Here is a 23,971-nt window from a genome sequence, read left to right as displayed (position 1 = left end):
CCCCCGCCACTCGAGCCACAGCGCCCGAAGGGAGTCATTTCCGTGAACGGAAGGGAACTCTCCGCACCCTCCTGCACCATGGAGACGCCGACGCTCGCGCACGTCGAGACCCCCACTCTCGCGCACGTCGCCGCTCTCGCCGGAGTCTCACCCGCCACCGCGTCACGCGTGATCAACGGGACCGCGCGGGTCAGCCCGCGTGCCCGTTCCCGCGTCGAAGAGGCCGTGCAACGCCTCGGCTACGTGCGACACCGCGCCGCCCCCGCGGACCGTCGCAGCGGATCGATCGCCGCGGTGGTCTGCGAGGACGACGCACGCGTCTTCACCGATCATTTCTTCGCCCGTCTGTTCTCCGGCGTCCGGCGTGAGCTGGGCGACGACCGTGAGCTCGTGGTCCTGATCGTCGGCCGCGCCGGCCGCTGGGGCACGGTCGCGGAGTACCTGCGCGGTGGCCGCGCCGACGGCGTGCTGCTGATCAGCGCGCACGGCGCCCCCGCGATGGCACTCCGGCAGACGGGCGTTCCCGTCCTGCTGGCCGAGCGGCCGCTGTGGACGACCCCGCTGCCGTACGTCGACGCCGACAACCGCGGCGGCGCCCGTACGGCCGTGGACTACCTGCTCAAGTGCGGACGCCAGACGATCGGGACGATCGCCGGGCCGCCCGACCGGGCCGTGGGCGTCGACCGGCTGGCCGGCTACCGCGCCGCCGTCGGCGACGCCGGCCTGCCGACCTCCGGGTTGATCACCTACGGTGACCTGCACCAGGCGTCGGGCGAGCACGCGATGAACCGCCTGCTGGATCGCAGGCCCGACATAGACGCCGTGCTGTGCGCCTCCGACCAGATGGCCGTCGGGGCGCTGCGCGCGCTGAGCCGCACCGGGCGCCGGGTCCCCGACGACGTCGCCGTCGTCGGCTTCGACGACTCCCCGATCGCCGGCCGGGTCCGCCCCCGGCTGACGACCGTACGCAGGCCCATCGAGGACATGGGCGTCCGCATGGCCCGCGAGCTGCTCGGCCGCATCGCCGGGGAGGCGTCCTCCGGCCAGGGCGTCGTGCTGAACACGAAGCTCATCATCCGCGACTCCGCGTGATTCTCCGGCCGCGCAGGCCGACCCCCTCAGCAGCCGGCCCCGGCGGGCCGGTGGTGCTCCCCGTCAGGAGGAATCCGCCCATGAAGAGACGGCAAAGGTGGCGACCGTTCCTGGTCGTCCTGTCGCTCCTGGCCGGCATGTTCGCCGCCGGCACCGGCGCGCACGCCGCCGACGTGCAGTGCAAGGTCGACTACTCGGTCAACGACTGGGGCTCGGGCTTCACCGCCAACATCACGCTGACCAACCTCGGTCCGGCGATCAACGGCTGGACCCTGAAGTACTCCTACACCGGCAACCAGAAGCTCACCCAGGGCTGGAGCGGCAACTGGACGCAGTCCGGCCAGGACATCACCGTCACCAACCTGAGCTACAACGGCACGATCGCCACGAACGGCACGACCAGCTTCGGCGCGAACTTCAGCTACAGCGGCACGAACGCCAAGCCGACGTCCTTCTCCGTCAACGGGACGGTCTGCAACGGGGCGCACCAGGCGCCGACCGTGGCGCTGACCAGCCCGGCCGCCGGTGCGACGTACAGCTCGGGCGCGACGATCCCGCTCGCCGCGACCGCGAGCGCCAGTGACGGCGCGACGATCAGCAAGGTCGAGTTCTACAGCGACACGACGCTGCTCGGCACCGACACCTCCTCGCCGTACTCCTTCAGCTGGACGAACGTGCCGGCGGGGGACTACTCGCTGTACGCCAAGGCGTATGACAGCCAGGGCGCCACCGCCGAGTCCACGCCGGTCGGCGTGCACGTCGCCAGCGGCCCCGCCGTCGTCGCGAGCCCGACCGCGCTGACCGTCCAGCAGGGCAAGACCGGGACGTTCGGCGTGAAGCTGTCGAGCCAGCCGGCCGGCAACGTGACCGTCACGGTCGCGCGGGCCAGTGGGAACACCGGCCTCTCGGTCTCCGCGGGCGGCACGCTGACCTTCACCTCATCCAACTGGTCGACCGCGCAGAACGTCACGATCAGCGCGGACTCCTCCGGCACGGGCGCGGCGACCTTCACCGCCAAGGCGACCGGATATGACACCGCGAGCGTCACCGTCACCGAGATGAAGTCGAACGGCGCGTACGAGGACCGGTTCCTCACCCTCTACAACAAGATCACCGACCCGGCCAACGGTTACTTCAGCAAGGAGGGCATCCCGTACCACTCAGTGGAGACGCTGATGGTCGAGGCGCCGGACCAGGGCCACGAGACCACCTCCGAGGCGTACAGCTACCTGATCTGGATGCAGGCGGTGTACGGGAAGGTCACCGGCGACTGGAGCAAGTTCAACAACGCCTGGGCGATCATGGAGAAGTACATGATCCCGTCCCACGCGGACCAGCCGACCAACAGCTTCTACAACGCGAGCAAGCCCGCGACGTACGCGGCCGAGCACGACCTGCCCGACCAGTACCCCTCGCAGATCGACTCGAGCGTCACCTCCGGCCAGGACCCGATCGCGGCCGAGCTGAAGTCGGCCTACGGCACCGACGACGTCTACGGCATGCACTGGCTGCAGGACGTCGACAACGTCTACGGCTACGGCGACACCCCCGGCGGCGGCTGCGAGGCGGGCCCGAGCACCAACGCGCCGTCCTTCATCAACACCTACCAGCGCGGCCCGCAGGAGTCGGTCTGGGAGACCATCCCGCAGCCGACCTGCGACAAGTTCACCTACGGCGGCAAGAACGGCTACCTGGACCTGTTCATCAAGGACTCCAGCTACGCCAAGCAGTGGAAGTACACCGACGCCCCGGACGCCGACGCGCGCGCCATCCAGGCGGCGTACTGGGCCGACACCTGGGCCAAGCAGCAGGGCAAGGGCTCGGACGTGTCCGCCACGGTCGCCAAGGCGGGCAAGATGGGCGACTACCTGCGGTACTCCTTCTTCGACAAGTACTTCAAGAAGATCGGCAACTGCACCAGCCCGAGCTGCCCGGCCGGAACCGGCAAGGACAGCGAGCACTACCTGCTGTCCTGGTACTACGCCTGGGGCGGCGCGACCGACTCCAGCGCCGGCTGGGCCTGGCGGATCGGCGACAGCGCCTCGCACTCCGGCTACCAGAACCCGATGGCGGCGTACGCCCTGACCAACGACTCGGCCATGGCGCCGAAGTCCGCGACCGGCGTCGACGACTGGAAGAAGAGTCTGCAGCGGCAGCTCGAGTTCTACCGCTGGCTGCAGTCCTCCGAAGGCGCCATCGCCGGTGGCGCGACCAACAGCTGGGGCGGCGCGTACGGCACGCCGCCGTCCGGCGACTCGACCTTCTACGGCATGGCCTACGACTGGGAGCCGGTGTACCACGACCCGCCGAGCAACCAGTGGTTCGGCTTCCAGGCGTGGTCGATGGAGCGGGTCGCCGAGTACTACTACGTCACCGGTGACACCACCGCCAAGACCGTGCTGGACAAGTGGGTGGCCTGGGCCACGGCCAACACCCAGCTGAATCCCGACGGGACCTACCAGATCCCCTCGACCCTGCACTGGAGCGGCCAGCCCGACACCTGGAACCCCTCCAGCCCCGGCTCCAACGCCAACCTGCACGTCACGATCGCCGACTACACCAATGACGTCGGCGTGGCCGGGGCGTACGCCAAGACCCTGGCCTACTACGCGGCCAAGTCCGGCAGCACCACGGCCAAGTCGACCGCGCAGACGCTGCTCGACGACATGTGGGCCAATGACCAGGACGGGATCGGCATCTCGGTGCCGGAGACCCGTACGGACTACAACCGGTTCACGCAGGCGTACAGCACCTCCAACACCAACCACGACGGCGTGTACGTGCCCTCCGGCTGGACCGGCACGATGCCGAACGGCGACAAGATCGACAGCAACGCGACGTTCCTGTCGCTCCGCTCCTGGTACAAGCAGGACCCCTCCTGGTCGAAGGTCCAGTCGTACCTGAACGGCGGAGCGGCGCCGGTCTTCAACTACCACCGGTTCTGGGCGCAGGCGGACATCGCGACGGCGATGGCGACCTACGGCCAGCTCTTCAACCAGTGATCGACCGCTCCGGGGGCGCCGGCCGGCGCCCCCGGAGCACCCCACGCCCCCTCCGCCCCGCCCGATGGAGCCGTTCCGACCCCGGAAGCGCTCCGAACCGTCCTGAGGAGGACACACCCTTGTTGAAAGTCAACCCCCGCCGCGGCGTCGCGCCGCGGATGGACCGGGCAGTCGTGGCGATCGCCGCGCTGCTGCTCGGCCTCGTCTCCGTGCTGTTCGGCATGGGCCGGGCCCACGCGGCCGCTGGCTGTAAGGTGACCTGGTCGGTGAACCAGTGGAACAACGGCTTCACCGCGAACATCGGGATCACCAACCTCGGCGACTCGCTCAGCTCCTGGACCCTGGAGTGGGACTTCGCCGGGAACCAGCAGGTCACCCAGGGCTGGAGCGGGACGTTCTCCCAGTCCGGCAAGCACGTGACGGTGAAGAGCCTGTCCTACAACGGCAGCCTCGCCACCAACGCGTCGACGTCGCTGGGCTTCAACGCCTCCTACTCCGGGACGAATGACGCCCCGACGTCCTTCACCCTCAACGGCACGACCTGCACCGGGTCCGCCGGAGGCGGTACCCCGACGCCCACGCCGACCCCGACGCCCACTCCGCCCGGAAACGGCGGATCGCACGCCGACAACCCGTTCACCGGCGGCAAGGGCTACGTGAACTCCGAATGGTCCACCGAGGCCAAGAACGACGGCGGAAGTGCGATCGCCAACCAGCCGACCGCCGTGTGGCTGGACCGCATCGCGGCGATCAACGGAGTCAACGGCGGGATGGGCCTGCGCGCCCACCTCGACGCCGCTGTGGCGCAGGGCGCGAGCTATGCGCAGTTCGTCATCTACGACCTGCCCGGTCGTGACTGCGCGGCGCTCGCCTCCAACGGCGAACTCGGCCCGACGGACATCGGCCGCTACCAGACCGAGTACATCGACCCGATCGCCTCGATCATGAGCGACTCGAAGTACGCGAACCTCAAGATCGTCACCTACATCGAGCCCGACTCGCTGCCGAACCTGGTCACCAACGTCAGCGGCAACACCGCGACCACCCAGTGCCAGACGATGCAGCAGAACGGCAACTATGTGAAGGGCGTCCAGTACGCGCTGAACAAGCTGCACGCGATCAGCAACGTCTACACCTACCTCGACGCCGGCCACCATGGCTGGCTCGGCTGGGACAGCAACTTCGGGCCCGCCGCGCAGCTGTTCGCCACGGTCGCCAAGGGCACCACGGCGGGCGTCAACAGCGTCGACGGCTTCGTCATCAACACCGCCAACTACTCTCCGACCACTGAGCCGTACCTGCCGGTCAACGACCAGACCCGCGCGTCGACCTGGGTGGACTGGAACTACTACGTAGACGAGTCGAGCTTCGGCGCGGCCTTCCGTCAGCAGCTGATCTCCGACGGCTTCCCGTCGAGCATCGGCATGGTGATCGACACCTCCCGCAACGGCTGGGGCGGGTCGGCCCGGCCGACCGGACCGAGCACGGCGAGTGACATCAACACCCAGGTCAACGCCGAGCGCGTCGACCGCCGGCCGCACGTCGGTGACTGGTGCAACCAGTCCGGCTCCGGCCTGGGCGCCCGGCCGACCGCCGCTCCGGCCGCCGGCTTCGACGCCTACGCGTGGGTCAAGCCGCCGGGCGAGTCCGACGGGTCGAGCACCAGCATCCCGAACGACGAGGGCAAGGGCTTCGACCAGATGTGCGACCCGACCTACGGCGGGAACGCGCGCAACGGCAATAGCCCGACCGGTGCCATGGCGAACGCCCCGCTGTCCGGTCACTGGTTCTCCGCGATGTTCCACCAGCTCCTGCAGAACGCCTACCCGCCGGTGCAGTAGGACACCGGTCGCCATGACGCGGGCCTGACCCGCGCCACCGACGCCGGGCGGAGGCGGTGCCTCATGTCGCCTCCGCCCGGCCCACCAGGAAGCCCTGCGGCCACGCGGGGAAGCCCCGGAGAGTGACCTTCCCGGGGCGATCGAAGGACTGGGCACCGGGGTCGGACCCTACGGTGGGAGCGCCGTGACCCCGGTGCCCTTTCGTCATGTTCGAAAGTCTCTGGTTGAACGGCAACCTTTCCCGGCCCTGCGGCGACTGGACGGATAGAACGCCGGGGCCGCCACCGAACGGTGTGGGAGCGCCGGGTGGCCCCGGCGTCTCTCCGACGGTGACTCAGTGCCGCGCCCCGGACTCCGCGATCCAGTCGGGCAGGGGCTCGCGGGCCGCCAGCCACGCAGAAGGAATGCCGTCCACGCCCGTGTGGGCCGCGACGATGCCGCCGGTGATCGCTGCGGTCGTGTCGATGTCCCCGCCGACGGCCACGCAGGTGCGCACCGCCCGCTCGTAGTCGGACAGGTGGCGGACGGCGGCCCACAGGCAGAACGGCACGGTGTCCGCGGCGAGGACCCGGGAACCGTTGCCGAGTTCGTACGCCGCCTCCTCCCGGGTCCGGTCGAGCAGGCCCGCCGCCCGCTGGACGCCGTCGTGCACGGCACCGCGCGGGGTGTGCGTGAGGACCGCGTCGAGGAGCCCGTCCGCGTCTTCGCGCGTGACGTACGACGCGGCGACGGCGACCGCCACCGCGCCGGCGACGCCTTCGGGATGCGCGTGCGTGACGACGGCCGAGGCGGCCGCCTCCAGCGCGACGCGTTCGAGGTCACCGGGGTAGTAGGCGCCGAGCGGCGCGACGCGCATGGCGGCTCCGTTGCCCATCGACCCGCGACCGCCGAACTGTGCGGGGGAGACGGTGCGCCAGGACTCGCCGTCGCGGAGCGCCCGCAGGAGGACGACGGTGCCCGGTCCGTACCCGCGATAGGGGTCGTACCGGTCGGCGAACGCGGCGGCGAGGGCGTCGCGGTTCACCTCACCGTGCCGGTGCAGGACGTCGAGGAGGTTGCAGGCCATCTCGGTGTCGTCCGTCCACGGCCAGGGAGCGGGCGGCACGGCGGTCTCGTCGAGGAGCAACGGGCGGTTCTCGGTGGCGAAGAACTGGGCGCCGAACGCGTCGCCGACGGACAGCCCCGCGAGGGAGGCGAGAGCGGTCATCGCCCGTCACGGTAGCGGACGCCGGGACGAACTTACTACGTAAAGGCGGCCGGCCGGGTCCGTCCGGCCGTGTCTCACCGAGCCGTGCGGGCCCGTCTTCCGGTCCGCCTCTTGACGTGGACGGTTTCCGCCGTGTTTCATACTCCTCACTCCCGTAAACGTTTACGGAAGCCGCTTCAGCGGTCTGTAAACGTTTACGGCAACAAGAACGACAACCACGGGTGCTGCGCGCACTCGTGGGCGAGGCCGGAGGGAAGCCGTGGCTCAGGGACCGACGATCACGACGATCGCCGCGCGTGCGGGGGTCTCGATCGCTTCGGTGTCGCGCGTGCTGAACGGGCTGCCGACCCGCGAGGACACCATACGGAAGGTGATGGCCGCGGCCGACGAGCTCGGCTACGTGCCGAACGCCGCGGCCCGCTCGCTCAAGTCCAACCGCACGTACCAGGTCGCGTTCGCGATGGCCGACATCGGCAACCCGACGTACGTCGCGATGGTCCGGGAGATCCAGCCCGTGCTGAAGGCCGCCGGGTACCGCCTGGTCCTGCACTCGACCGACGGCGACGTCGACGACGAGCTCGACGTGCTCCGGCGGCTGGGGGAGCGTTACGCCGACGGGCTCATCATCAGCCCGCTGCGCGGTTTCGCGCAGCAGCACCTCGACCTGCTGGCCGGCGCGCCGGCACCGGTCGTCGTGATCGGCTCGGTGCCCCAGGACACCCCGGTCGACAACGTGCGGACCGACTCGCGGACCGGCGTGCGGCTGGCCCTGGAGCATCTGTACGGCCTCGGGCGGCGGAGCATCGGCTTCCTCAACGGCCCGCTCGACACGATCCCGGGCGCGGCGCGCGCCGCCGCGTACACCGACGCGCTGGCCGCGCTCGGCCTGCCGTACGACCCGGACCTGGTGGAGGTCGGCGACTTCTACCGGGCCGCGGGCGCCCGGGCGGCGCACCGCCTCCTCGAACGCTCCCGGCCGGACGCGCTCCTGTGCGCCAACGACCTGATCGCGCTCGGCGCGCTCGACGCCCTCCGGGAGGAGCGCCTGCGGGTGCCGGAGGACGTCGCGCTGGTCGGCATGGACGACACCGAGCTGGCTACCGCGGCCTGGCCGACGCTCACCAGCGTCAGTCTCGGGTCGGCCGAGCGCGGCCGGCGGGCCGCCGAACTGCTCCTCGACCGGCTGGAAGACGGCGCCGCCGCGCCCCGGATCGTCACGGTCGAGCCCACGCTCGTCGTACGCGCCTCGACGGAGGGAGCTTCGTGAGCCCAGTGACCGCAACCCGGCCCGCCGCCCGCCCCTCTCGAGCCGGACGCCCGGCGTCAGGCCCGAGGCCGCGCCCCAGAGGCGACCGGGGGACGCTGCTCCTGCTGCTGCCGGCCCTCATACCGGTCCTGCTGTTCAGCCTCGGGCCGCTGCTGTACGGCATCTACCTGTCGTTCACGGACGCGCGCGGCGGCCGGAACGCCGTCATCTCCTTCGTCGGACTGAAGAACTTCGGTGACGTCCTCGCGGACACCGACTTCTGGTCGTCGTTCAAGATCGGTCTGATCTGGGCGGTCAGCGTCACGGTGCTGCAGTTCCTGGCCGCGCTCGGCCTGGCGCTGCTGCTGAACCAGAACCTCCGGTTCCGCACGTTCGCGCGGGTGCTGGCGATGGCGCCGTGGGCGATGCCGCCGATCGTGATCGGGCTGATCTGGCGGCTGGTGTACCACCCCAACGCCGGCATCCTCAACGCGATCCTGCAGGACCTGCACATCCTCGACCACAACGTCGACTGGCTCAACAACTTCAGTACCGCGCTGCCGGCGATCATCGTCGTCGGCGTCTGGACCGGGATGCCGCAGACCACCGTGGTGCTGCTCGCCGGGCTGCAGGGCGTGCCGAAGGAACTGCACGAGGCCGCCGCCGTCGACGGCGCGAGCGTGTGGCACCGCTTCTGGAACGTGACACTTCCGCAGCTGAGGACGGTGATCGTCACGATCACCGCGCTGGACTTCGTGTGGAACATCAACCAGTTCGCCATGGTCTACGCGCTGACGCAGGGCGGCCCCGGCGGCCGTACGCGCCTGCCGATGCTGTTCGCGTACGAGGAGGCGTTCCGCTACGGGTTCTTCGGGTACGCGGCGGCGCTCGGCGTCGCGATCACCCTCGTCGTGCTCGTCGTCCTCGGCTTCTACCTCTGGCGCCAGATGAAGGAGAGCGCCCGGTGAAAAGCACCCTGAAGTACGCCGGGCTGCTCGGCTACATCGTCTTCCTGGCCTTCCCGCTGCTGTGGCTGCTGTCGACGGCGTTCAAGACGCCGCGCGAGATGGCGACCCTGCACCCGCGCTGGATCCCGAAGCACCCGACGCTGCGCAACTTCAGCGACGCGTTCGCCGCGCAGGACCTCACCGGCAGCGCGGTCCGCAGCCTGATCGTCGCCGTCTCCGTCGCGGTGCTGACCGTGGTCATCGCGCTCCCTGCGGCGTACGCGCTGGCGCGACGGCGTTCGGTGTTCAACCGGATCGCGATCGGCTGGGTGCTCGTCAGCCAGGTCTTCCCGGTCGTGCTGATCATCATCCCGCTCTTCATCATCCTGCGCCGGCTCGACCTGGTGAACACGCTGCCCGGGCTGGTCCTCGTGCACGTCACCTTCGTCCTGCCGTTCGCGCTGTGGATGCTGCAGGGGTACGTCCGCGGGGTTCCCCGCGAGTTGGAGGAGGCCGCCTCCGTCGACGGCGCCGGGCGGGTGCGGACGCTGGTCAGCGTCGTCGCGCCGCTACTGGCTCCCGGGGTCGTCGCCGCCCTGCTGTTCTCCTTCATCTCCTCGTGGAACGAGTTCTTCTTCGCCCTGGTGATCCTCAAGGACCCGGACAAGGCGACCCTGCCGCTGACGCTGGTGAAGTTCACTGGCGCGGAGCAGGCCGCCCGGCTCGGCCCGCTGGCCGCCGCGTCCCTGTTGGCCACCATTCCCAGCCTCATTTTCTTCGCCATCATCCAACGCCGGCTCCGCTCGGGCCTTACCGCCGGCGCCGTCAAGGGTTAGTAGGAGGTACCCATGCGTCGCGGTCTTCGCTCCGCGTTCGCGGTCGCCGCTGCCACCGTCATCGGCCTGACCGCCGGCTGTTCCGGGGGCGGCAACGACTCCGGAAAGCCGGTCACCCTGAAGTTCCTGAGCCTGGCCTGGCAGAAGGACTCGCTGGCCGCCAACAAGCGGCTCGTCGCCGAGTGGAACAAGGCCAATCCGAAGATCCAGGTCCAGTACGTCCAGGGCAGCTGGGACAACGTCAACGACCAGCTGGTGACCTCCTTCGAGGGAGGCGACCCGCCGGACGTCATCCATGACGACTCGTCCGCCCTCGCCGGGTTCGCCGGGCAGGGCTACCTCGCGGACCTGACCAAGCTGATCCCGACCGAGCTGAAGAACGACATCCCGGACGCCGCCTGGGGCACCGCGACGTTCGACGGCCAGGGCGGGCAGGGGATCTACGGGGTGCCGTTCCTGCAGGAGTCGCAGGTCATCCTCGCCAACAAGAAGATGCTCGACGCCGCCAAGGTGCGCATCCCCACGGCGGACAACCCCTGGACCTGGGACGAGTTTCAGCAGATCAGCAAGAAGCTCACCGTCGGCAAGCGGTACGGCATCGCGTGGCCGCTCAAGTCGCCGGTGAACAAGGTGCTCAACCTCTCGCTGAACTTCGGCGGCACGTTCTTCCAGACCTCCGGCGGCAAGACGACGGTCAAGGTCGGCCCGCAGGAGAAGGAGGTCCTGCAGCGGATCCACGACCAGCTCTACAAGGACAAGACCGCCGACCCGTCGACGCTCGGCATGGGCACGACCGACCCGCTCCCCGGGTTCTACGCGGGCAAGTACGCGATGGTGCCCGCCGGGATCTACCTGCGCCAGCAGGTCGTCGAGCAGGCGCCGAACGGCTTCCAGTGGGTGACGATCCCGCCGCTGAAGGGCCAGACGACCCAGCAGGGCGCGATCTCGCAGACGCTGTCGGTCGCCGCCGACAGCAAGCACCCCAAGGAGTCGATGAAGTTCATCTCCTGGTTCCTGAACGGGCAGCACCAGGTGGACCTGGCCAAGGGTGACTGGTTGATCCCGACGAGCAAGACGGCCGCGCAGGACCCGTCGCTGACCACCGACAAGAACGGCTGGAACGTCGCGACCGCCTCGGCCAAGAGCCTGATCCTCGCGCCGTACCTCAAGGTCAACGGCTTCGACGAGTTCAAGAGCAAGGTGGCGACGCCGGCCCTGCAGTCCTACTTCGCCAACAAGATCACGATCGACCAGTTGGCGCAGAAGCTGACCGAGGACGGCAACAAGGTCCTGGAGCGCTACAACAAGTGAGCGAGTTCCGCGACCGCGCCCGGGGGTGTCTGCTCGGCCTGGCGGCCGGCGACGCCCTCGGGCGGCCCGCCGAGAACCTCACGCCCGAGGAGATCACCAGACGGTGGGGCCGCCTCACCGAGCTGGAGCCCGGGCCGGACGGCGGCCCGGCGGGCACCGACGACACCGAGTACGCGATCTTCGCGGCGTCGCTGCTGACGGCACATGGCTCGGCGCTCACCACCGAGGACGTCGTCGCGGCGTACGAGGAGCAGGTCCTGCCGATCACCGGGCCGATGAAGGGCGCGGGCTTCTCCGAGCTGGGAACGGTCCAGGCGCTGCGGCGGGGACTGACCCCGCCGCTGACCGGACGCCGGCACGACCACGGCTGGTCCGACGGCCTGGCGATGCGCGCCGCCCCGTACGGGGTGTTCGCGGCGGGAGATCCGGACGAGGCGGCCCGGCTCGCGGCCGTCGACGGCGCGGTCAGCCACAGCGGCGAGGGGATCCTCGGCGGGCGGGCCGTCGCGGCGGCGGTCGCCGTCGCGATGACCGGCGCGTCGCCCGCCGACGTCGTGGCCGGCGGACTGGGCGCGGTCCCGGACGACTCCTGGACCGCCCGCAGCGTCCGCGCGGCCGTACGGATCGCCTCCGGGCGGGACCGGGACGGACTGGCGACGGACCTGCACGAGGCCGTGGTCGTGCGGCACTATCCGTGGACCGACCTGGCCCCGGAGGCGGTCGCGCTGGCGTTCGCCGCGTACCTGGTCGGCGACGGCGACGTCGAGGAGTCCGCGGTCACCGCGGTGAGCCTGGGGCGCGACGCCGATACCACCGCGGCCATCGCCGGGGCGCTCGCGGGGGCGGGCCGCGGCGAGGGCGGCGTCCCGGAGCGCTGGGCGCGGGCCATCGGCCCGGTCCGCGGCGCCTGCCTGCCCGCCGTGGCGGGCCGGGACGTCCGCGAGGTCGCCGAGGCGCTGGCACGGGCGCGTACGGCGTCGGACGGCTGAACGAGCGGAGGAGACAGATGTCATCGGGGGATGTACCGGACCGGGTCCGTGGCGCGTTCGCCGGGCTGGCGATCGGTGACGCGGCCGGCTGGCCGGCCGCCCGGCACCGGTGGGGCCTGCTGGCACCCTGGACCCGCCGGCTCGGCCGCGAGCTCGACGGCTTCGCCGAGGACCACCGGGTCACGACGCTGCCGGTGCCGTTCGCACTGAACCAGCCGGTCGCGGCCCTCGGGATCGGCCCGTCCGACGACGCCGAGTGGCTGGCCTGGACCGCGCGCACGCTCGGCACCGACCGCCGCGCGGCGTTCGAGGCCCTGGGCGACGACGTACGGGCCCGGATCTCGGTGCGCACAGCGCTGGACAACCTGGCGCGCGGTGTCGGCCCGCCCGCGAGCGGCCACGACAACCCGCACTTCTTCGACGACGCCGCGGCCGTGCGGGCGGTCGCGTTCGGCGCCGCCCAGCCGGGAGAACCGGAGACGGCGTCGCGGGCCGCGCGCGCCGACGCGCAGATCACCAACGCCGAGGACGGCGTGCACGCGGCCGGCGCGATGGCCGCCGCGATCGCCGTCGCGGTGGCCGGCGCCCCGGCCGGCGACGTCGTCGCCGCCGCGCTGGCCGAACTGCCCGCGGGCACCGCGATCCACCAGGCGGCGACCGCCGCGCTCGACCTGCCCGGCGACGCGTTCGGCCTCGTCCCGAGCCTGGACGCGGCCCTGCAGGACCACGTGTACAGCTACGGCGTCGCGGCGGCGCGGACGGTGCCGGTGGCGCTCGCCCTCACCCGCGCGTCGGACGGCGACCTGGCGCGGGCCGTCCCGGCCGCCGCCTGTCTCGCGTCGCTGGCCGACTCGGCGCCCGCCCTCACCGGGGCGCTGACCGGCGCGGTCACCGGATGGGCGGCCCTGCCGGAGACCTGGCGGGAGCGCGCCCGGCACCTCGCCGGGTGCTGCCTGCCGGTACTCGCGGGCGCCGATCTCATCGCCATCGCCGATCGACTCAGCGGTCCCGGAGGGGCCGGGACCGCTTACCAGGAGGAACAGGCATGACTCCGTTGCAGGACAAGGCCGTCGGGGTGCTCGTGGGCGCGGCGGTCGGGGACGCGCTCGGCGGGGCGACGGAGGGGTGGACCCCCGAGCAGATCCGGGAACGCTACGACGGCCCCGTCACCGGCATCGTCCCCCCGTACTTCGCCGACTGGCGCAACGCGCGCCCGATCGCGCCGTACCACAAGGGCGACGGGCACGTCACCGACGACACCCTCATGACGCACGCCCTCGTGCGGGTGTACGAGAGGGCGGGCGGCCACCTGGACGCGTACTCCGCCGCCGAGCACCTCGTGCCGGAGATGATGGGGGAGAAGCGCTGGATCCCCGAGCTGGAGGCGGAGGCACTGCCGCTGCAGCGGGTGTTCCTCGCCGAGAAGTGGCTGGTGCTCCGGCTGCACTACGGCCACATCGACCCGCGTGAGGCGGGCGTGGGCAACATCGTCAACTGCGGCGCCGCGATGTACATGGCGCCGGTCGGCGTCGTCAACGCCGCCGACCCCGACGGCGCGTACGCCGAGGCGATCGACCTCGCCGGGGCGCACCAGTCCAGCTACGGCCGGGAGGCCGCGGGCGTGTTCGCGGCGGCCGTGGCCGAGGCGATGCGGCCGGGCGCCACGCCGGACTCGGTCGTCTCGACCGCCGCGCGGCTCGCCAAGGACGGCACGAAGGCGGCGATCGAGGCGGTCTGCGAGCGGGCCCGCGACCACGCGCGCTGGGAGGGTTCCTTCGAGGCCCTGCGCGAGGCGATGCGGCCGTTCGACACCGTCGCCGACACCTACCGCGACCAGGGGATGGGCGCCCGGCGACCGAGTCGCACGCACAGCATCGAGGAGCTGCCGCTCGCGCTGGCGTTCCTGCTGATCGCGGGCGGCGACTACCGCGAGACCGTGCTCGGCGCGGTCAACTACGGCCGTGACGCGGACTCGATCGCCAGCATGGGCGGCGCCATCGCCGGCGCGCTGGGCGGCAGGGCGGCCGTACCGGCCGACTGGCGCGAGGACGTCGCCGTCGCCAGCCGCCTGGACCTCGAGGCGCCCGGTCTGGCGATCGCGGCGGTGGCCGATCGCGTGCACGCCGCCGACGTGGCCCGGCGGCGCGCGCACGAGCAGGCGTTCGCGGAGCTGCGGTGATGCGGCTGACCTGGGTCCAGCCCGAGGACCTGATCGGGCATGAGCTCCGCCAGGCCGCGCAGGACGGCCGCGACGTCGCCGACGTCACGGCGCGCTGGCACGCCGCCGGCGGGCACGACGCGCCGCCGCGCGCGGGCGCCTCGCCGGAGCCGGCGTCGCCGCAGCTGCGGACGCTGGCCGAGCAGCTGCTCGACGAGCTCGCGGCGGTGCCGTCGCCCTACGACGAGCCGACCGAGCTGGACGAGATCATCGCCGCCTCCCCGGACTGGCCCTCCGCCGCGCCGCGCCCGGCGTCGCTCGATCGGCTGCACGGCGCGTGGCTCGGCCGGGCCGCCGGGTGCGTGCTCGGCAAGCCCGTGGAGAAGATCCCCCGCACGGGCATCCGGGAGATCGCCGAGGCGACCGGCAACTGGCCGATCCGCGGCTGGTTCACCGCCGAGGGACTCCCCGCCGAGCTCGCCGAGCGGTGGCCGTGGAACCGGCGCAGCGCGGCCAACAGCCTCGCCGAGAACCTCGACGGGACCCCCGAGGACGACGACCTCAACTTCCCGATGCTCGCCCTGGCGATCCTGGAGCGGTACGGGCGGGACTTCACGACCGACGACGTCGCGCAGGCCTGGCTGGACGAGCTGCCGGGCGGCCGCGTGTTCACCGCCGAGCGGGTCGCCTACCGCAACCTGCTGCTCGGCGTCGAGCCGCCGCGCACGGCGACGTACCGCAACCCGTTCCGGGAGTGGATCGGCGCGCAGATCCGCGCCGACGTGTACGGCTGGGTCAACCCCGGCGACCCGGCGGCCGCCGCGTCGATGGCGCACCGGGACGCTCGGCTCAGCCACACGGCCAACGGCCTGTACGGCGCGATGTTCGCCGCGGCGATGTGCGCGGCCGCCCTGGTCGCCGACACGGTCGACGAGGTCGTCGAGGCCGGACTGGCGGTGGTGCCGCCGGAGTCCCGTCTGGCGCGGGCCGTACGGCAGGCCGTCGCGTCGGCCCGTACGGAGACCGACTTCGAACGGGTCGCCGACGGGCTGTACGAACGCCACGGCGACCTGCACTGGGTGCACACGATCAACAACGCCGCGCTGGTCGCCGCCGCCCTCGTCGACGGCGCGGGCGACTTCACCCGGTCGATCGCGGCCGCGGTGGCGGGCGGCTGGGACACCGACTCCGACGGCGCGACGGTCGGCTCGGTCGTCGGCGCCCTCCTCGGCGCCGGGCGGCTGCCCGACCAGTGGACCCGGCCGCTGCGCGACCGCGTCGCGAGCAGCCTGACCGGATTCGACGGCGTACGCCTCAGCGACCTGGCCGCCCGCACCGCCGTCCTCGCGGAGCAGCGATGACAGAACGGAGGGACGGATGACCCGCCCGCTGGACGGCGTCCGCGTCCTGGACCTGGCGACCCTGTTCGCCGGGCCGATGGCCGCGATGTTCCTCGGTGACTTCGGCGCCGAGGTCGTCAAGGTCGAGCACCCCCGCCGGCCCGATCCCGCGCGCGGGCACGGCGCGGCCAAGGACGGGATCGGCCTGTGGTGGAAGATGCTCGGCCGGAACAAGCAGACGATCACCCTGAACCTCTCGGAACCCGAGGGGCAGGACGTCCTGCTCCGCCTGGCCCGCGACGCCGACGTCATCATCGAGAACTTCCGCCCCGGCACCCTCGAACGCTGGAACCTGTCCTACGAGCGGCTGAAAGAGGCCAATCCCGGCCTCGTGCTGGCCCGGGTCACCGGTTTCGGCCAGTTCGGCCCGTACGCGCGGCGGCCCGGTTTCGGAACGCTCGCCGAGGCGATGAGCGGGTTCGCGGCGATGACCGGCGAACCGGACGGGCCGCCGACGCTGCCGCCGTTCGGACTGGCCGACGGCATCGCCGCGCTCGCCACGGCGTACGCGGTGATGACCGCGTTGCGGGCCCGCGACCTGACCGGCGACGGGCAGGTCGTCGACCTGTCGATCCTCGAGCCGATCCTGACGGTGCTCGGCGGCCAGCCGACGGGCTACGACCAGCTCGGGCTGGTCCCGCCGCGCACCGGGAACCGGTCGGTCAACAACGCGCCGCGAAACACCTACCGGTGCGCGGACGGCTCCTGGGTCGCCGTCTCCACCTCCGCGCAGAACATCGCCGAGCGGGTGATGCGCCTCGTCGGACGGCCCGAGTACGTCGACGAGCCGTGGTTCGCCACGGGCGCCGGCCGGGCCGCGCACGCCGACGAGCTGGACGGGGCGGTGGCGGCGTGGGTGGGGGAGCGGACCCGGGACCAGGTGCTCGCCGAGTTCGAGAAGGCCGAGGCGGCGGTCGCGCCGATCTACGACGTGCGCGACATCATGGCCGACCCACAGCTCGCCGCGCTGGACGCGATCACGACCGTCGACGACCCGGACTTCGGCCCGCTGCGCATGCAGAACGTCCTGTTCAGGCTGTCGGCCACGCCCGGCGAGCTGCGCTGGACCGGGCGAGCGCACGGCGCCGACACCGACCACGTCCTCGGCGCGGCCGGCCTGACCGCCGACGAGATCGACGCGCTCCGCGCCCGCGGGGTGATCTGAGAGTGCCGGCGCCCCGTACGTCTCCGTCGGACGCGCTCGCCGCCCGTGAGGTGAACTGACCGTGCCCACGCTGCTGTACGTCCCCGCCGACCGGCCCGACCGGGTGGCCAAGGCGCTCGCCACCGCCGCCGACGTGGTGATCCTCGACCTGGAGGACGCCGTCGCCCCAGCGCACAAGGACGCGGCCCGAGAACACGTCTCGGGGTTGCTGGCGGATCCGCCGCGTCCGATCCAGGTGCGCGTCAACGACGTGCGGACCGCATGGGGCCGCGCCGACCTGGCGGCCCTGGCCGCACTGCTCCCGGCGACGGACGGCGTCCGCCTGCCGAAGATCGAGTCCGTGGACCAGGTGCGGCGGATCGCGGAGCTCGTCCCCGGGACCGGCCTGCACCTGCTCCTGGAGTCGGCGCTGGGCGTCGAGCGGGCCCACGACCTGGCGACCGCCCACCCGGCGGTGGCCTCCATCGGGCTCGGCGAGGCCGACCTCAAGGCCGACCTCGGCGTGGCCGACGAGACGGGCCTGGTCTGGGCGCGGTCCCGGGTCGTCGTCGCGGCGAGGGCCGCCGGCCTGCCCGCTCCGGTGCAGTCGGTCCACCCCGACATCCGCGACCTGGACGGGCTGGCCGCGTCCTGCCGGCTCGGCCGCGCCCTCGGCTTCCGCGGGCGGGCGGCGATCCACCCGGCCCAGCTGCCGGTGATCGCCGAGGTCTACCGCCCGACGGACGAGGAGATCGCCGCCGCCCGCCGCGTGGTCGCGGCCTACGAGGAGGGCGACGCCACGGGAACGGGGGCCGTCGCCCTCCCCGACGGCGGTTTCGTCGACCTCGCCGTCGTCCGCCAGGCGCGGAACGTCCTGGCCGAGGCCGCCGGCGGGCGGTCGATGACGACCTGATCCGTGTGGCCGGATCAGGGGAGGCGGACGACGTCGCCGGTCGTCACGCTGGCGTGCGCGGCGTCGAGCACCGTTGCCGTCGCGACCGCGTCCCAGGGGTCGACGGGCAGCGGGCCGGTCCCGCGCACCGCCGCGGCGAACGCCGGGTAGAGCAGATCCCACCGGCCGCGCTCCGACGGGACGGGCTCGGCGTGATCGCCGCGTCGTACCTGCCCCCAGTGCTCCTCCGGCTCCGCGCCCCAGCGATCGCCCTCCGAGGCCGGAGATGCGCCGGCGAGCAGCATCGCCTCCTGCCCGTCGACGCCGTCGACGAGGTACGCGCCGGCGGTTCCGCTCGCGCGGAACCGCGGGCCCGGCGCCCCCTGCCGCCAGCTGCCCCACAGATGGGACCGCGCGCCGTCTCGGTGGGTCAGCGCGACGAACACGTCGTCGTCGAGCCCGCCATCGCCGACGTGCCACTCGGCGTACACCCGCTCGACCGGGCCGCACAGCACGAGCGCCTGGTCGACGAGGTGACTGCCGAAGTCCAGCAGCGTGCCGCCGCCCGCGGCCGGCGGCCCCGGGTCGGGCGCGAACCGCTCGAACCGCGACTCGAATCGCGTCAGCGTGCCGAGCGTCCCCGCGTCGACCAGCCGCCGCAGCGTACGGAAGTCGGAGTCCCAGCGGCGGTTCTGGTAGACCGTCAGGGCCACGCCGAGCCGCTCGGCCAGCTCCACGGTCTCCCGGGCGGCGCCCGCGTCCAGCGCGAACGGCTTGTCGCAGACCACCGCGAGACCGAGTTCGAGCGCCTGCCGCGTCAGCGGGAGGTGCGTGTCGGCCGGTGTCGAGATCGCCACCGCCTCGGCCCCGGCGGCGGCCAGTTCCTCCAGCGACGCGTACGCCGGCCGGTCCAGCTCGGCGGCGACCTGTTTCCGGCGTTCGGGGGAGGTCGTGACGACCCCCAGGAACGCGCACTCCGGGGCCGAGGCGAGCAGCGGCGCGTGGAAGTACCGGCCGCCGAAGCCGTATCCGACGAGGCCGATGCGCAGCGGTGCGGTCATCGTGGGTCCGTCCTTTCTCGGTGTCACTGGAAACGGCCGGGGCGGAACGACTCGAGCAGCGGGTTGGCCTCCCCGGTCACGATCTCGTCGGCGAGCAGCTCACCGGCGATCAGTCCCAGCGTCGCACCGCTGTGCGTGAAGGCCACGTGCAGGCCGCTCACCTGGTCGAGCTCGCCGAACACCGGCTCGCCGTCGCCGGGGATCGGCTTGCGGCCCACCCCGTAGGAGTCGAGGACGAGCACGGGGTTGCCGGTCAGCACCGCGGACGCCTCGCGCAGCAGCCCCTCGACGGTGGCCTCCTTGACCTCGTACGTGCCGTCGGCCCGCTCGACGACCTCGCGCGCGGCGGCGTCGGAGTCCATCACCAGCGCACCGCCGGGAGCCGGGCGCACGGCGACCCACGGAGTGTTCAGCACGGCCCGCAGCGCGGTGCCGGCCGGCTTGGCGCGTACGAGCAGCGCCGGCGGTGTCGCGTCGTCGATGGTCGCGCCGAACCCCCGGGCCATGCGCGGAACGTCCGCTCCCGTCGCCACCAGGGCGGCGTCCACCTCGATCCGCTCGCCGGACGCCGTCCGCACGGCGGTGACCCGGTCGCCCTCGGCGGCGACGGAGGCGGCACCGGCGCCCTCGACGACGCGGCCACCGGCCGCCGTGAGGTCGTTCACGAGCCACGAGATGAGCGGTACCAGGTCGACCCAGCCCTCACCCGGGTTGAAGATCGCCCCGTCGTCGGAGATCGCGGCCGGGTCGACGCCGGGCGTCCAGTCGGCGACCTCGTCCCGCGTGAGCCAGTGCGCGTCGTACCCGTTGCGCCGCATGTGCTCGAACGCCGCCCGGTGCCCGTCGGCCTCCCCGGGTGCGGCCCAGGTCAGGCCTCCGTCGAACGTCAACCAGCCGGCGGAGGACGGCACACGGGCCGCGAACGTGCGGTACCGGTCCATGCCCAGCAGCCGCAGCCGGTGGTACGCCTCGGAGCGACCGCCGCCGAAGGAGTTCAGCCACGACAGCGAGCGGCCGCTCGCCCCGTCGGCCGGCCGACCCGCCGTGACCAGGACGACGTCCGCTCCGCGCCGTGCGAGCCGCGCCGCGGCCGACACCCCGATGATGCCGCCGCCCAGGACGGCGACACGGGGCCGGGACAGGGAAGTACGCATGACAGAGCCTTTCAATGAATCGAGTAGCGATGCCGTACGGAGACGGCGCACAGAGAGCGATGCGGCGGCGCGTCAGAGCGGGGCGGTGCTGGACCGGACCTCAAGGCGGGTCGGAAGAACGATCCGCGCGCCCGGGCGGTCCTCTCCCCTGATGCGGCGGAACAGACGCTCGGCGGCGGTGCGGCCCATGTCCATGGGGGACTGGGCCACCACGGTCACCGGCGGGTCGACGAGGGCGGTCCAGTCCAGGTCGTCGAATCCGACCAGCGACACTTCGGTGGGGATCTTCACGCCCCGCTTGCGCGCGGCCGTGAACACCCCCTGGGTGGTGACGTTGTCGGCGGCGAACACGGCCGTGGGCGGCTCGGCCAGCATCAACAGCGCATCGGCCTCCGCTTCGGCGTACCGGACCGCGTCGAGGCTCGTGAAGCGGACCAGCTCTCGCGCCGAGACGGCGTCGTAGGCGTCCAGCGCGGCGAGGTATCCGCGGATGCGGTCGATCGAGGGACGCACCGCGCCCCGTACGCCCAGCCTCCCGGTGTCCTCCCGAACGACCAGCTCCGGCCCTTCGTGCGGAACCACGGACGCGACCAGGCCCACCCGCCGGTGCCCGAGTTCCAGCAGGTGCGCCATCGCGCCGTAGGCGGCGGCCTCGTTGTCGATGACGACGCTGTCGGCGTTCATCCTGGCGCTGGTCCGGTCGAGCAGCACCACCGGGACGCCGCGCTCCTGGGCCCGCCGGAGGTGGCCCATGTCGGTCACCGAGATCGGCGACACGACGATGCCGTCGATCTGCTTCTCCAGCAGCACCTTGATCGCGTTGCGTTCGACGTCGAGCCGGTCGTCGACGTTGAACAGGATCGCCTCGTAACCCTCCTCGTGGGCGACGTCGCACACCCCGCGCATCGCGGCGGCGAAGTAGGGGTTGGCGATGTCGGCCGCGACGAACCCGATGCTCCGGGTGCCGCCGGAGCGCATGCTGCGCGCGACGACGTTGGGCTCATATCCCAGCCGCGCGGCGGCCTCCTGGACACGTTCGCGCAGGTCGTCCCGGACGCGGCCGTAGTTTCCGAGCGCGCGCCCCGCCGTGGCCACCGAGACGCCGGCCTCGCGGGCGACGTCGGCCACGGTCGGGCGTCGCCGGCCGTTCCTGGCGCCCGTATCGCCTGCCATCACAGGACCTGCGCCAGGAACTTCTTCAGCCGGGGCGACCCGGGCGCGTCGAAGATCTGCTCGGGCGGACCGGCCTCGACGACCACACCGGCGTCCATGAAGACCACCGTATCGGCGACCTGACGGGCGAAGCCCATCTCGTGGGTGACGACGACCATCGTCATCCCGCCGCGGGCGAGGTCGGCCATCAGCTGGAGCACGCCCTTGACCAGCTCCGGATCGAGCGCGCTGGTCACCTCGTCGAACAGCATGACCTCGGGCTCCATCGCCAGGGCGCGGGCGATGGCGACGCGCTGCTGCTGGCCGCCGGACAGCTGCGCGGGCCGATGCCCGCTGCGGTCGGCCAGGCCGACGTCCTTGAGGCGCTGCATGGCGGTCGCGGTGGCCTGGTCCTTCGGCATCTTCTTGACGGTGGTCAAGGCGAGCGTAACGTTCTGCAGCGCGGTTTTGTGGGGGAACAGGTTGAAATGCTGGAAGACCATGCCGATGCGCTGCCGCAGCACGTTGACGTCCAGGGTGGAGGTGTCCTCGCCGTCCAGCAGCACCTGCCCGGAGGTCCGCGTCTCCAGGCCGTTGAGGCACCGCAGCATCGTGGACTTGCCCGAGCCGGAGGGGCCTATGACGCACACGACCTTCCCGGCGGGCGCCAGGAGGTCGGCGCCGCGCAGGACCTCCAGCGGCCCGAACCTGATCCGGATGTCGCGGGCCTCCAGCGACGAGCCCCGGTAACGCCGCCCGGTGGTGGCGGCCGGCTGTGACGATGTCACGCGAGCGCTCCTTCCGCGTTGACGGCCGGTGCCTCATCGGCGACCAGGGCACGGCGGGAGCCCTCGCGCAGCCGGCGGTCGATGTGATTCACCAGGTGGGTCAGGGGGACGGTCAGCAGCAGGTAACACAGGCCGGTCGCCAGCAGCGGGGACAGGTTCCCGGTGGCCACCGAGCTGTCCTGGCCGATGCGGAAGAGTTCGCGCTGGCTGGTGACCAGGCCGAGGAAGTAGACGAGGCTGGAGTCCTTGATGATGGCGATGAACTGGTTGACCATCGCCGGCAGCACTCGCCGTACGCCCTGGGGCACGACCACCAGGCGCAGCGCCTGGCCGTGGGTCATCCCCAGGGCCCGGCACGCCTCCCCCTGGCCCTTCTCCACGCTCTGGATCCCGGATCGAAAGATCTCCCCGATGTAGGCGGCGGACATCAGGCTCAGCGCCAGGATGGCCACCGGGTACGGCGACTCCAGCCAGCCGATCTGCGCCGAGAACACGCCCTCACCGACCATGAGGATGGTCAGCGCCGCGGGCAGGCCGCGGAACAGGTCGGTGTAGACCCGGGCCGGCAGCCGCAGCCACCAACGATGCGACAGGCCCATGACGGCCAGCACCATCCCGATCACGCTGCCCAGCAGCGAGGACAGGATCGCGAGGACCAGCGTGTTGCGCAGCCCGTAGGTCAGCAGGTCCGGCAGCACCTGGCGGATCAGCTGCCAGTCGAAGAAGTTCCGGAGAAGGTCGTTCACGACTTACCCCTTGGCGGTGTAGGGGGGCAGTTGGCCGCCGGTGGGCACCGGGTCCTGCGGGAAGTACTGCCTGTACAGCTTCAGCCAGGTGCCGTCGGCCACGACCTGCTTCAGCGCGCCGTTGAGCGCGGTGACCAGCGTGGTGTTGCCCTTACGCACCGCCCACCCGGCGGGGAAGGCCGTCGCCGGGATGGTGATCGGCTGGACGAGGTGCAGGTCGGGGTACTTCTTGATGATGGCCAGGTTCGGGTCGAAGTCGTTGAAGAACGCGTCGACCCGCTTGTTCTTCAGGGCCAGGTCGGCGGAGTTGTCGTCGGGGAACCGTACGACGTTCGCGCCGGGGATGAAGGTGCTCGTGTTGGCGTCCTCGATCGAGCCCTGCAGGACCGCGACCTTCTTGCCGCGCACCGTGCCGACGTCGGCGGTGATCCCACTGTCCGGGCGGGTCAGCACGCCGAAGTAGCCGGCGAGGTAGCCGTCGGAGAAGTCGACCATCTTCTTGCGCGGCGCGGTGATGCCGACGGCGGCGGCGACCGTGTCGAACTGCCGGTTGTTGACGGCGGGCAGCAGCGCGGAGAAGTCGAGGGAGACGAAACTCGTCTTGAGGTTCAGTTTCTGCGCGACGGCGTCGATCAGGTCGATCTCGAAGCCGGCGAGCTTGCCGTTCTCCTCGTAGGAGTACGGCTTCATGTTGTTGGTGGTGCCGACCTTGAGGACGCCCGCCTTGGCGACGCCGGTGGCGGTGCCCGCCTGCGCGGACTGCGTCTTCGAACCGGAGCCGCAGCCGGTCACCGTGAGCAGGGACACCGCGATCGCGGCGACCGCCGCTCGTGCCGCGGAAAGCTTTCTCATCGATTCTCCAATGCGTCGGGGAACGGCGTCATGCCGTGAGGTCGAACGGGGCTGGTGGAGGGAGAAGGCGCCGGACGCGGTGCTGAGTTCGCGCGCGTGACCGAAGGCCGAACGACGCTGGTCGGCGACCGAGAGAACGTTCTCTCGCTTCGA

20 protein-coding genes are annotated in these 23,971 nt (G+C 71.9%); 13 read left to right on the top strand and 7 right to left on the bottom strand.

What is annotated here, in order from left to right:
- The first annotated feature begins 78 nt into the window (after positions 1 to 78).
- The 3 genes from ABD978_RS20405 (at position 79) to ABD978_RS20395 (ending at position 5,935) form a co-directional block, all read left to right on the top strand.
- Positions 79 to 1,092 carry a LacI family DNA-binding transcriptional regulator gene (locus ABD978_RS20405; RefSeq protein WP_345356536.1) on the top strand — a complete coding sequence of 338 codons (1,014 nt, stop codon included), beginning with the start codon at positions 79 to 81 and terminating at the stop codon, positions 1,090 to 1,092.
- Positions 1,093 to 1,172: 80 nt separating this feature from the next.
- Positions 1,173 to 4,094 carry a glycoside hydrolase family 48 protein gene (locus ABD978_RS20400; RefSeq protein WP_345356533.1) on the top strand — a complete coding sequence of 974 codons (2,922 nt, stop codon included), beginning with the start codon at positions 1,173 to 1,175 and terminating at the stop codon, positions 4,092 to 4,094.
- A gap of 119 nt (positions 4,095 to 4,213) precedes the next feature.
- A complete protein-coding gene (locus ABD978_RS20395) occupies positions 4,214 to 5,935 on the top strand; it encodes a glycoside hydrolase family 6 protein (RefSeq protein WP_345356530.1) in 1,722 nt (573 codons plus the stop codon).
- A 334-nt stretch (positions 5,936 to 6,269) separates the two neighbouring features.
- Here ABD978_RS20395 and ABD978_RS20390 read toward each other — a convergent pair whose 3' ends face one another.
- Positions 6,270 to 7,142 carry an ADP-ribosylglycohydrolase family protein gene (locus ABD978_RS20390; protein WP_345356527.1) on the bottom strand — a complete coding sequence of 291 codons (873 nt, stop codon included), beginning with the start codon at positions 7,140 to 7,142 and terminating at the stop codon, positions 6,270 to 6,272.
- A 259-nt stretch (positions 7,143 to 7,401) separates the two neighbouring features.
- Between ABD978_RS20390 and ABD978_RS20385 the strand changes: the two genes are divergently transcribed.
- From ABD978_RS20385 to ABD978_RS20340, 10 genes are all read left to right on the top strand, one after another.
- Positions 7,402 to 8,409, top strand: coding sequence for a LacI family DNA-binding transcriptional regulator (locus tag ABD978_RS20385; RefSeq protein ID WP_345356524.1), 1,008 nt, complete (start codon positions 7,402 to 7,404; stop codon positions 8,407 to 8,409).
- Complete coding sequence (locus tag ABD978_RS20380) at positions 8,406 to 9,356, top strand: carbohydrate ABC transporter permease (protein WP_345356521.1); 951 nt, start codon at positions 8,406 to 8,408, stop codon at positions 9,354 to 9,356. Before ABD978_RS20385 ends, ABD978_RS20380 begins: the two co-directional genes overlap by 4 nt.
- Entirely contained in the window at positions 9,353 to 10,171 is an 819-nt protein-coding gene (locus tag ABD978_RS20375) for a carbohydrate ABC transporter permease (protein WP_345356518.1), read from the top strand. The genes ABD978_RS20380 and ABD978_RS20375 overlap by 4 nt, the downstream gene beginning before the upstream one ends.
- Positions 10,172 to 10,183: 12 nt before the next feature.
- Positions 10,184 to 11,482: an ABC transporter substrate-binding protein gene (locus ABD978_RS20370; protein WP_345356515.1), complete on the top strand. Its 1,299-nt coding sequence runs from the start codon at positions 10,184 to 10,186 to the stop codon at positions 11,480 to 11,482.
- Complete coding sequence (locus ABD978_RS20365; protein ID WP_345356513.1) at positions 11,479 to 12,471, top strand: ADP-ribosylglycohydrolase family protein; 993 nt, start codon at positions 11,479 to 11,481, stop codon at positions 12,469 to 12,471. The genes ABD978_RS20370 and ABD978_RS20365 overlap by 4 nt, the downstream gene beginning before the upstream one ends.
- A gap of 17 nt (positions 12,472 to 12,488) precedes the next feature.
- The gene (locus ABD978_RS20360; RefSeq protein WP_345356511.1) at positions 12,489 to 13,520 is read left to right on the top strand and encodes an ADP-ribosylglycohydrolase family protein; all 1,032 of its coding nucleotides are present in this window, start codon (positions 12,489 to 12,491) and stop codon (positions 13,518 to 13,520) included.
- Positions 13,517 to 14,650 (top strand): ADP-ribosylglycohydrolase family protein, encoded by a 1,134-nt coding sequence (locus tag ABD978_RS20355; RefSeq protein WP_345356509.1) that lies wholly within the window; start codon positions 13,517 to 13,519, stop codon positions 14,648 to 14,650. Before ABD978_RS20360 ends, ABD978_RS20355 begins: the two co-directional genes overlap by 4 nt.
- A complete protein-coding gene (locus ABD978_RS20350; RefSeq protein WP_345356506.1) occupies positions 14,650 to 15,990 on the top strand; it encodes an ADP-ribosylglycohydrolase family protein in 1,341 nt (446 codons plus the stop codon). The genes ABD978_RS20355 and ABD978_RS20350 overlap by 1 nt, the downstream gene beginning before the upstream one ends.
- Before the next feature lie 16 nt (positions 15,991 to 16,006).
- Positions 16,007 to 17,194 carry a CaiB/BaiF CoA transferase family protein gene (locus tag ABD978_RS20345; RefSeq protein WP_345356503.1) on the top strand — a complete coding sequence of 396 codons (1,188 nt, stop codon included), beginning with the start codon at positions 16,007 to 16,009 and terminating at the stop codon, positions 17,192 to 17,194.
- A gap of 61 nt (positions 17,195 to 17,255) precedes the next feature.
- Complete coding sequence (locus tag ABD978_RS20340; protein WP_345356500.1) at positions 17,256 to 18,086, top strand: HpcH/HpaI aldolase/citrate lyase family protein; 831 nt, start codon at positions 17,256 to 17,258, stop codon at positions 18,084 to 18,086.
- Positions 18,087 to 18,100: 14 nt separating this feature from the next.
- Here ABD978_RS20340 and ABD978_RS20335 read toward each other — a convergent pair whose 3' ends face one another.
- From ABD978_RS20335 to ABD978_RS20310, 6 genes are all read right to left on the bottom strand, one after another.
- Positions 18,101 to 19,126 (bottom strand): Gfo/Idh/MocA family protein, encoded by a 1,026-nt coding sequence (locus tag ABD978_RS20335; RefSeq protein WP_345356497.1) that lies wholly within the window; start codon positions 19,124 to 19,126, stop codon positions 18,101 to 18,103.
- A gap of 23 nt (positions 19,127 to 19,149) precedes the next feature.
- Positions 19,150 to 20,280 carry an NAD(P)/FAD-dependent oxidoreductase gene (locus ABD978_RS20330; protein ID WP_345356494.1) on the bottom strand — a complete coding sequence of 377 codons (1,131 nt, stop codon included), beginning with the start codon at positions 20,278 to 20,280 and terminating at the stop codon, positions 19,150 to 19,152.
- A gap of 72 nt (positions 20,281 to 20,352) precedes the next feature.
- Positions 20,353 to 21,453: a LacI family DNA-binding transcriptional regulator gene (locus tag ABD978_RS20325; protein ID WP_345356491.1), complete on the bottom strand. Its 1,101-nt coding sequence runs from the start codon at positions 21,451 to 21,453 to the stop codon at positions 20,353 to 20,355.
- On the bottom strand, positions 21,453 to 22,220 hold the full coding sequence (locus tag ABD978_RS20320) for an amino acid ABC transporter ATP-binding protein (RefSeq protein ID WP_425550737.1): 768 nt from the start codon (positions 22,218 to 22,220) through the stop codon (positions 21,453 to 21,455). The genes ABD978_RS20325 and ABD978_RS20320 overlap by 1 nt, the downstream gene beginning before the upstream one ends.
- Positions 22,217 to 22,966 carry an amino acid ABC transporter permease gene (locus ABD978_RS20315; RefSeq protein ID WP_345356488.1) on the bottom strand — a complete coding sequence of 250 codons (750 nt, stop codon included), beginning with the start codon at positions 22,964 to 22,966 and terminating at the stop codon, positions 22,217 to 22,219. Before ABD978_RS20315 ends, ABD978_RS20320 begins: the two co-directional genes overlap by 4 nt.
- A 3-nt stretch (positions 22,967 to 22,969) precedes the next feature.
- Positions 22,970 to 23,818 (bottom strand): ABC transporter substrate-binding protein, encoded by an 849-nt coding sequence (locus ABD978_RS20310; protein ID WP_345356485.1) that lies wholly within the window; start codon positions 23,816 to 23,818, stop codon positions 22,970 to 22,972.
- Positions 23,819 to 23,971 lie beyond the last annotated feature (153 nt).

The organism is Actinoallomurus liliacearum (genome assembly GCF_039542035.1).
Lineage (GTDB): Bacteria > Actinomycetota > Actinomycetes > Streptosporangiales > Streptosporangiaceae > Actinoallomurus > Actinoallomurus liliacearum.
This window is presented reverse-complemented; position numbering and strand designations above follow the sequence as displayed.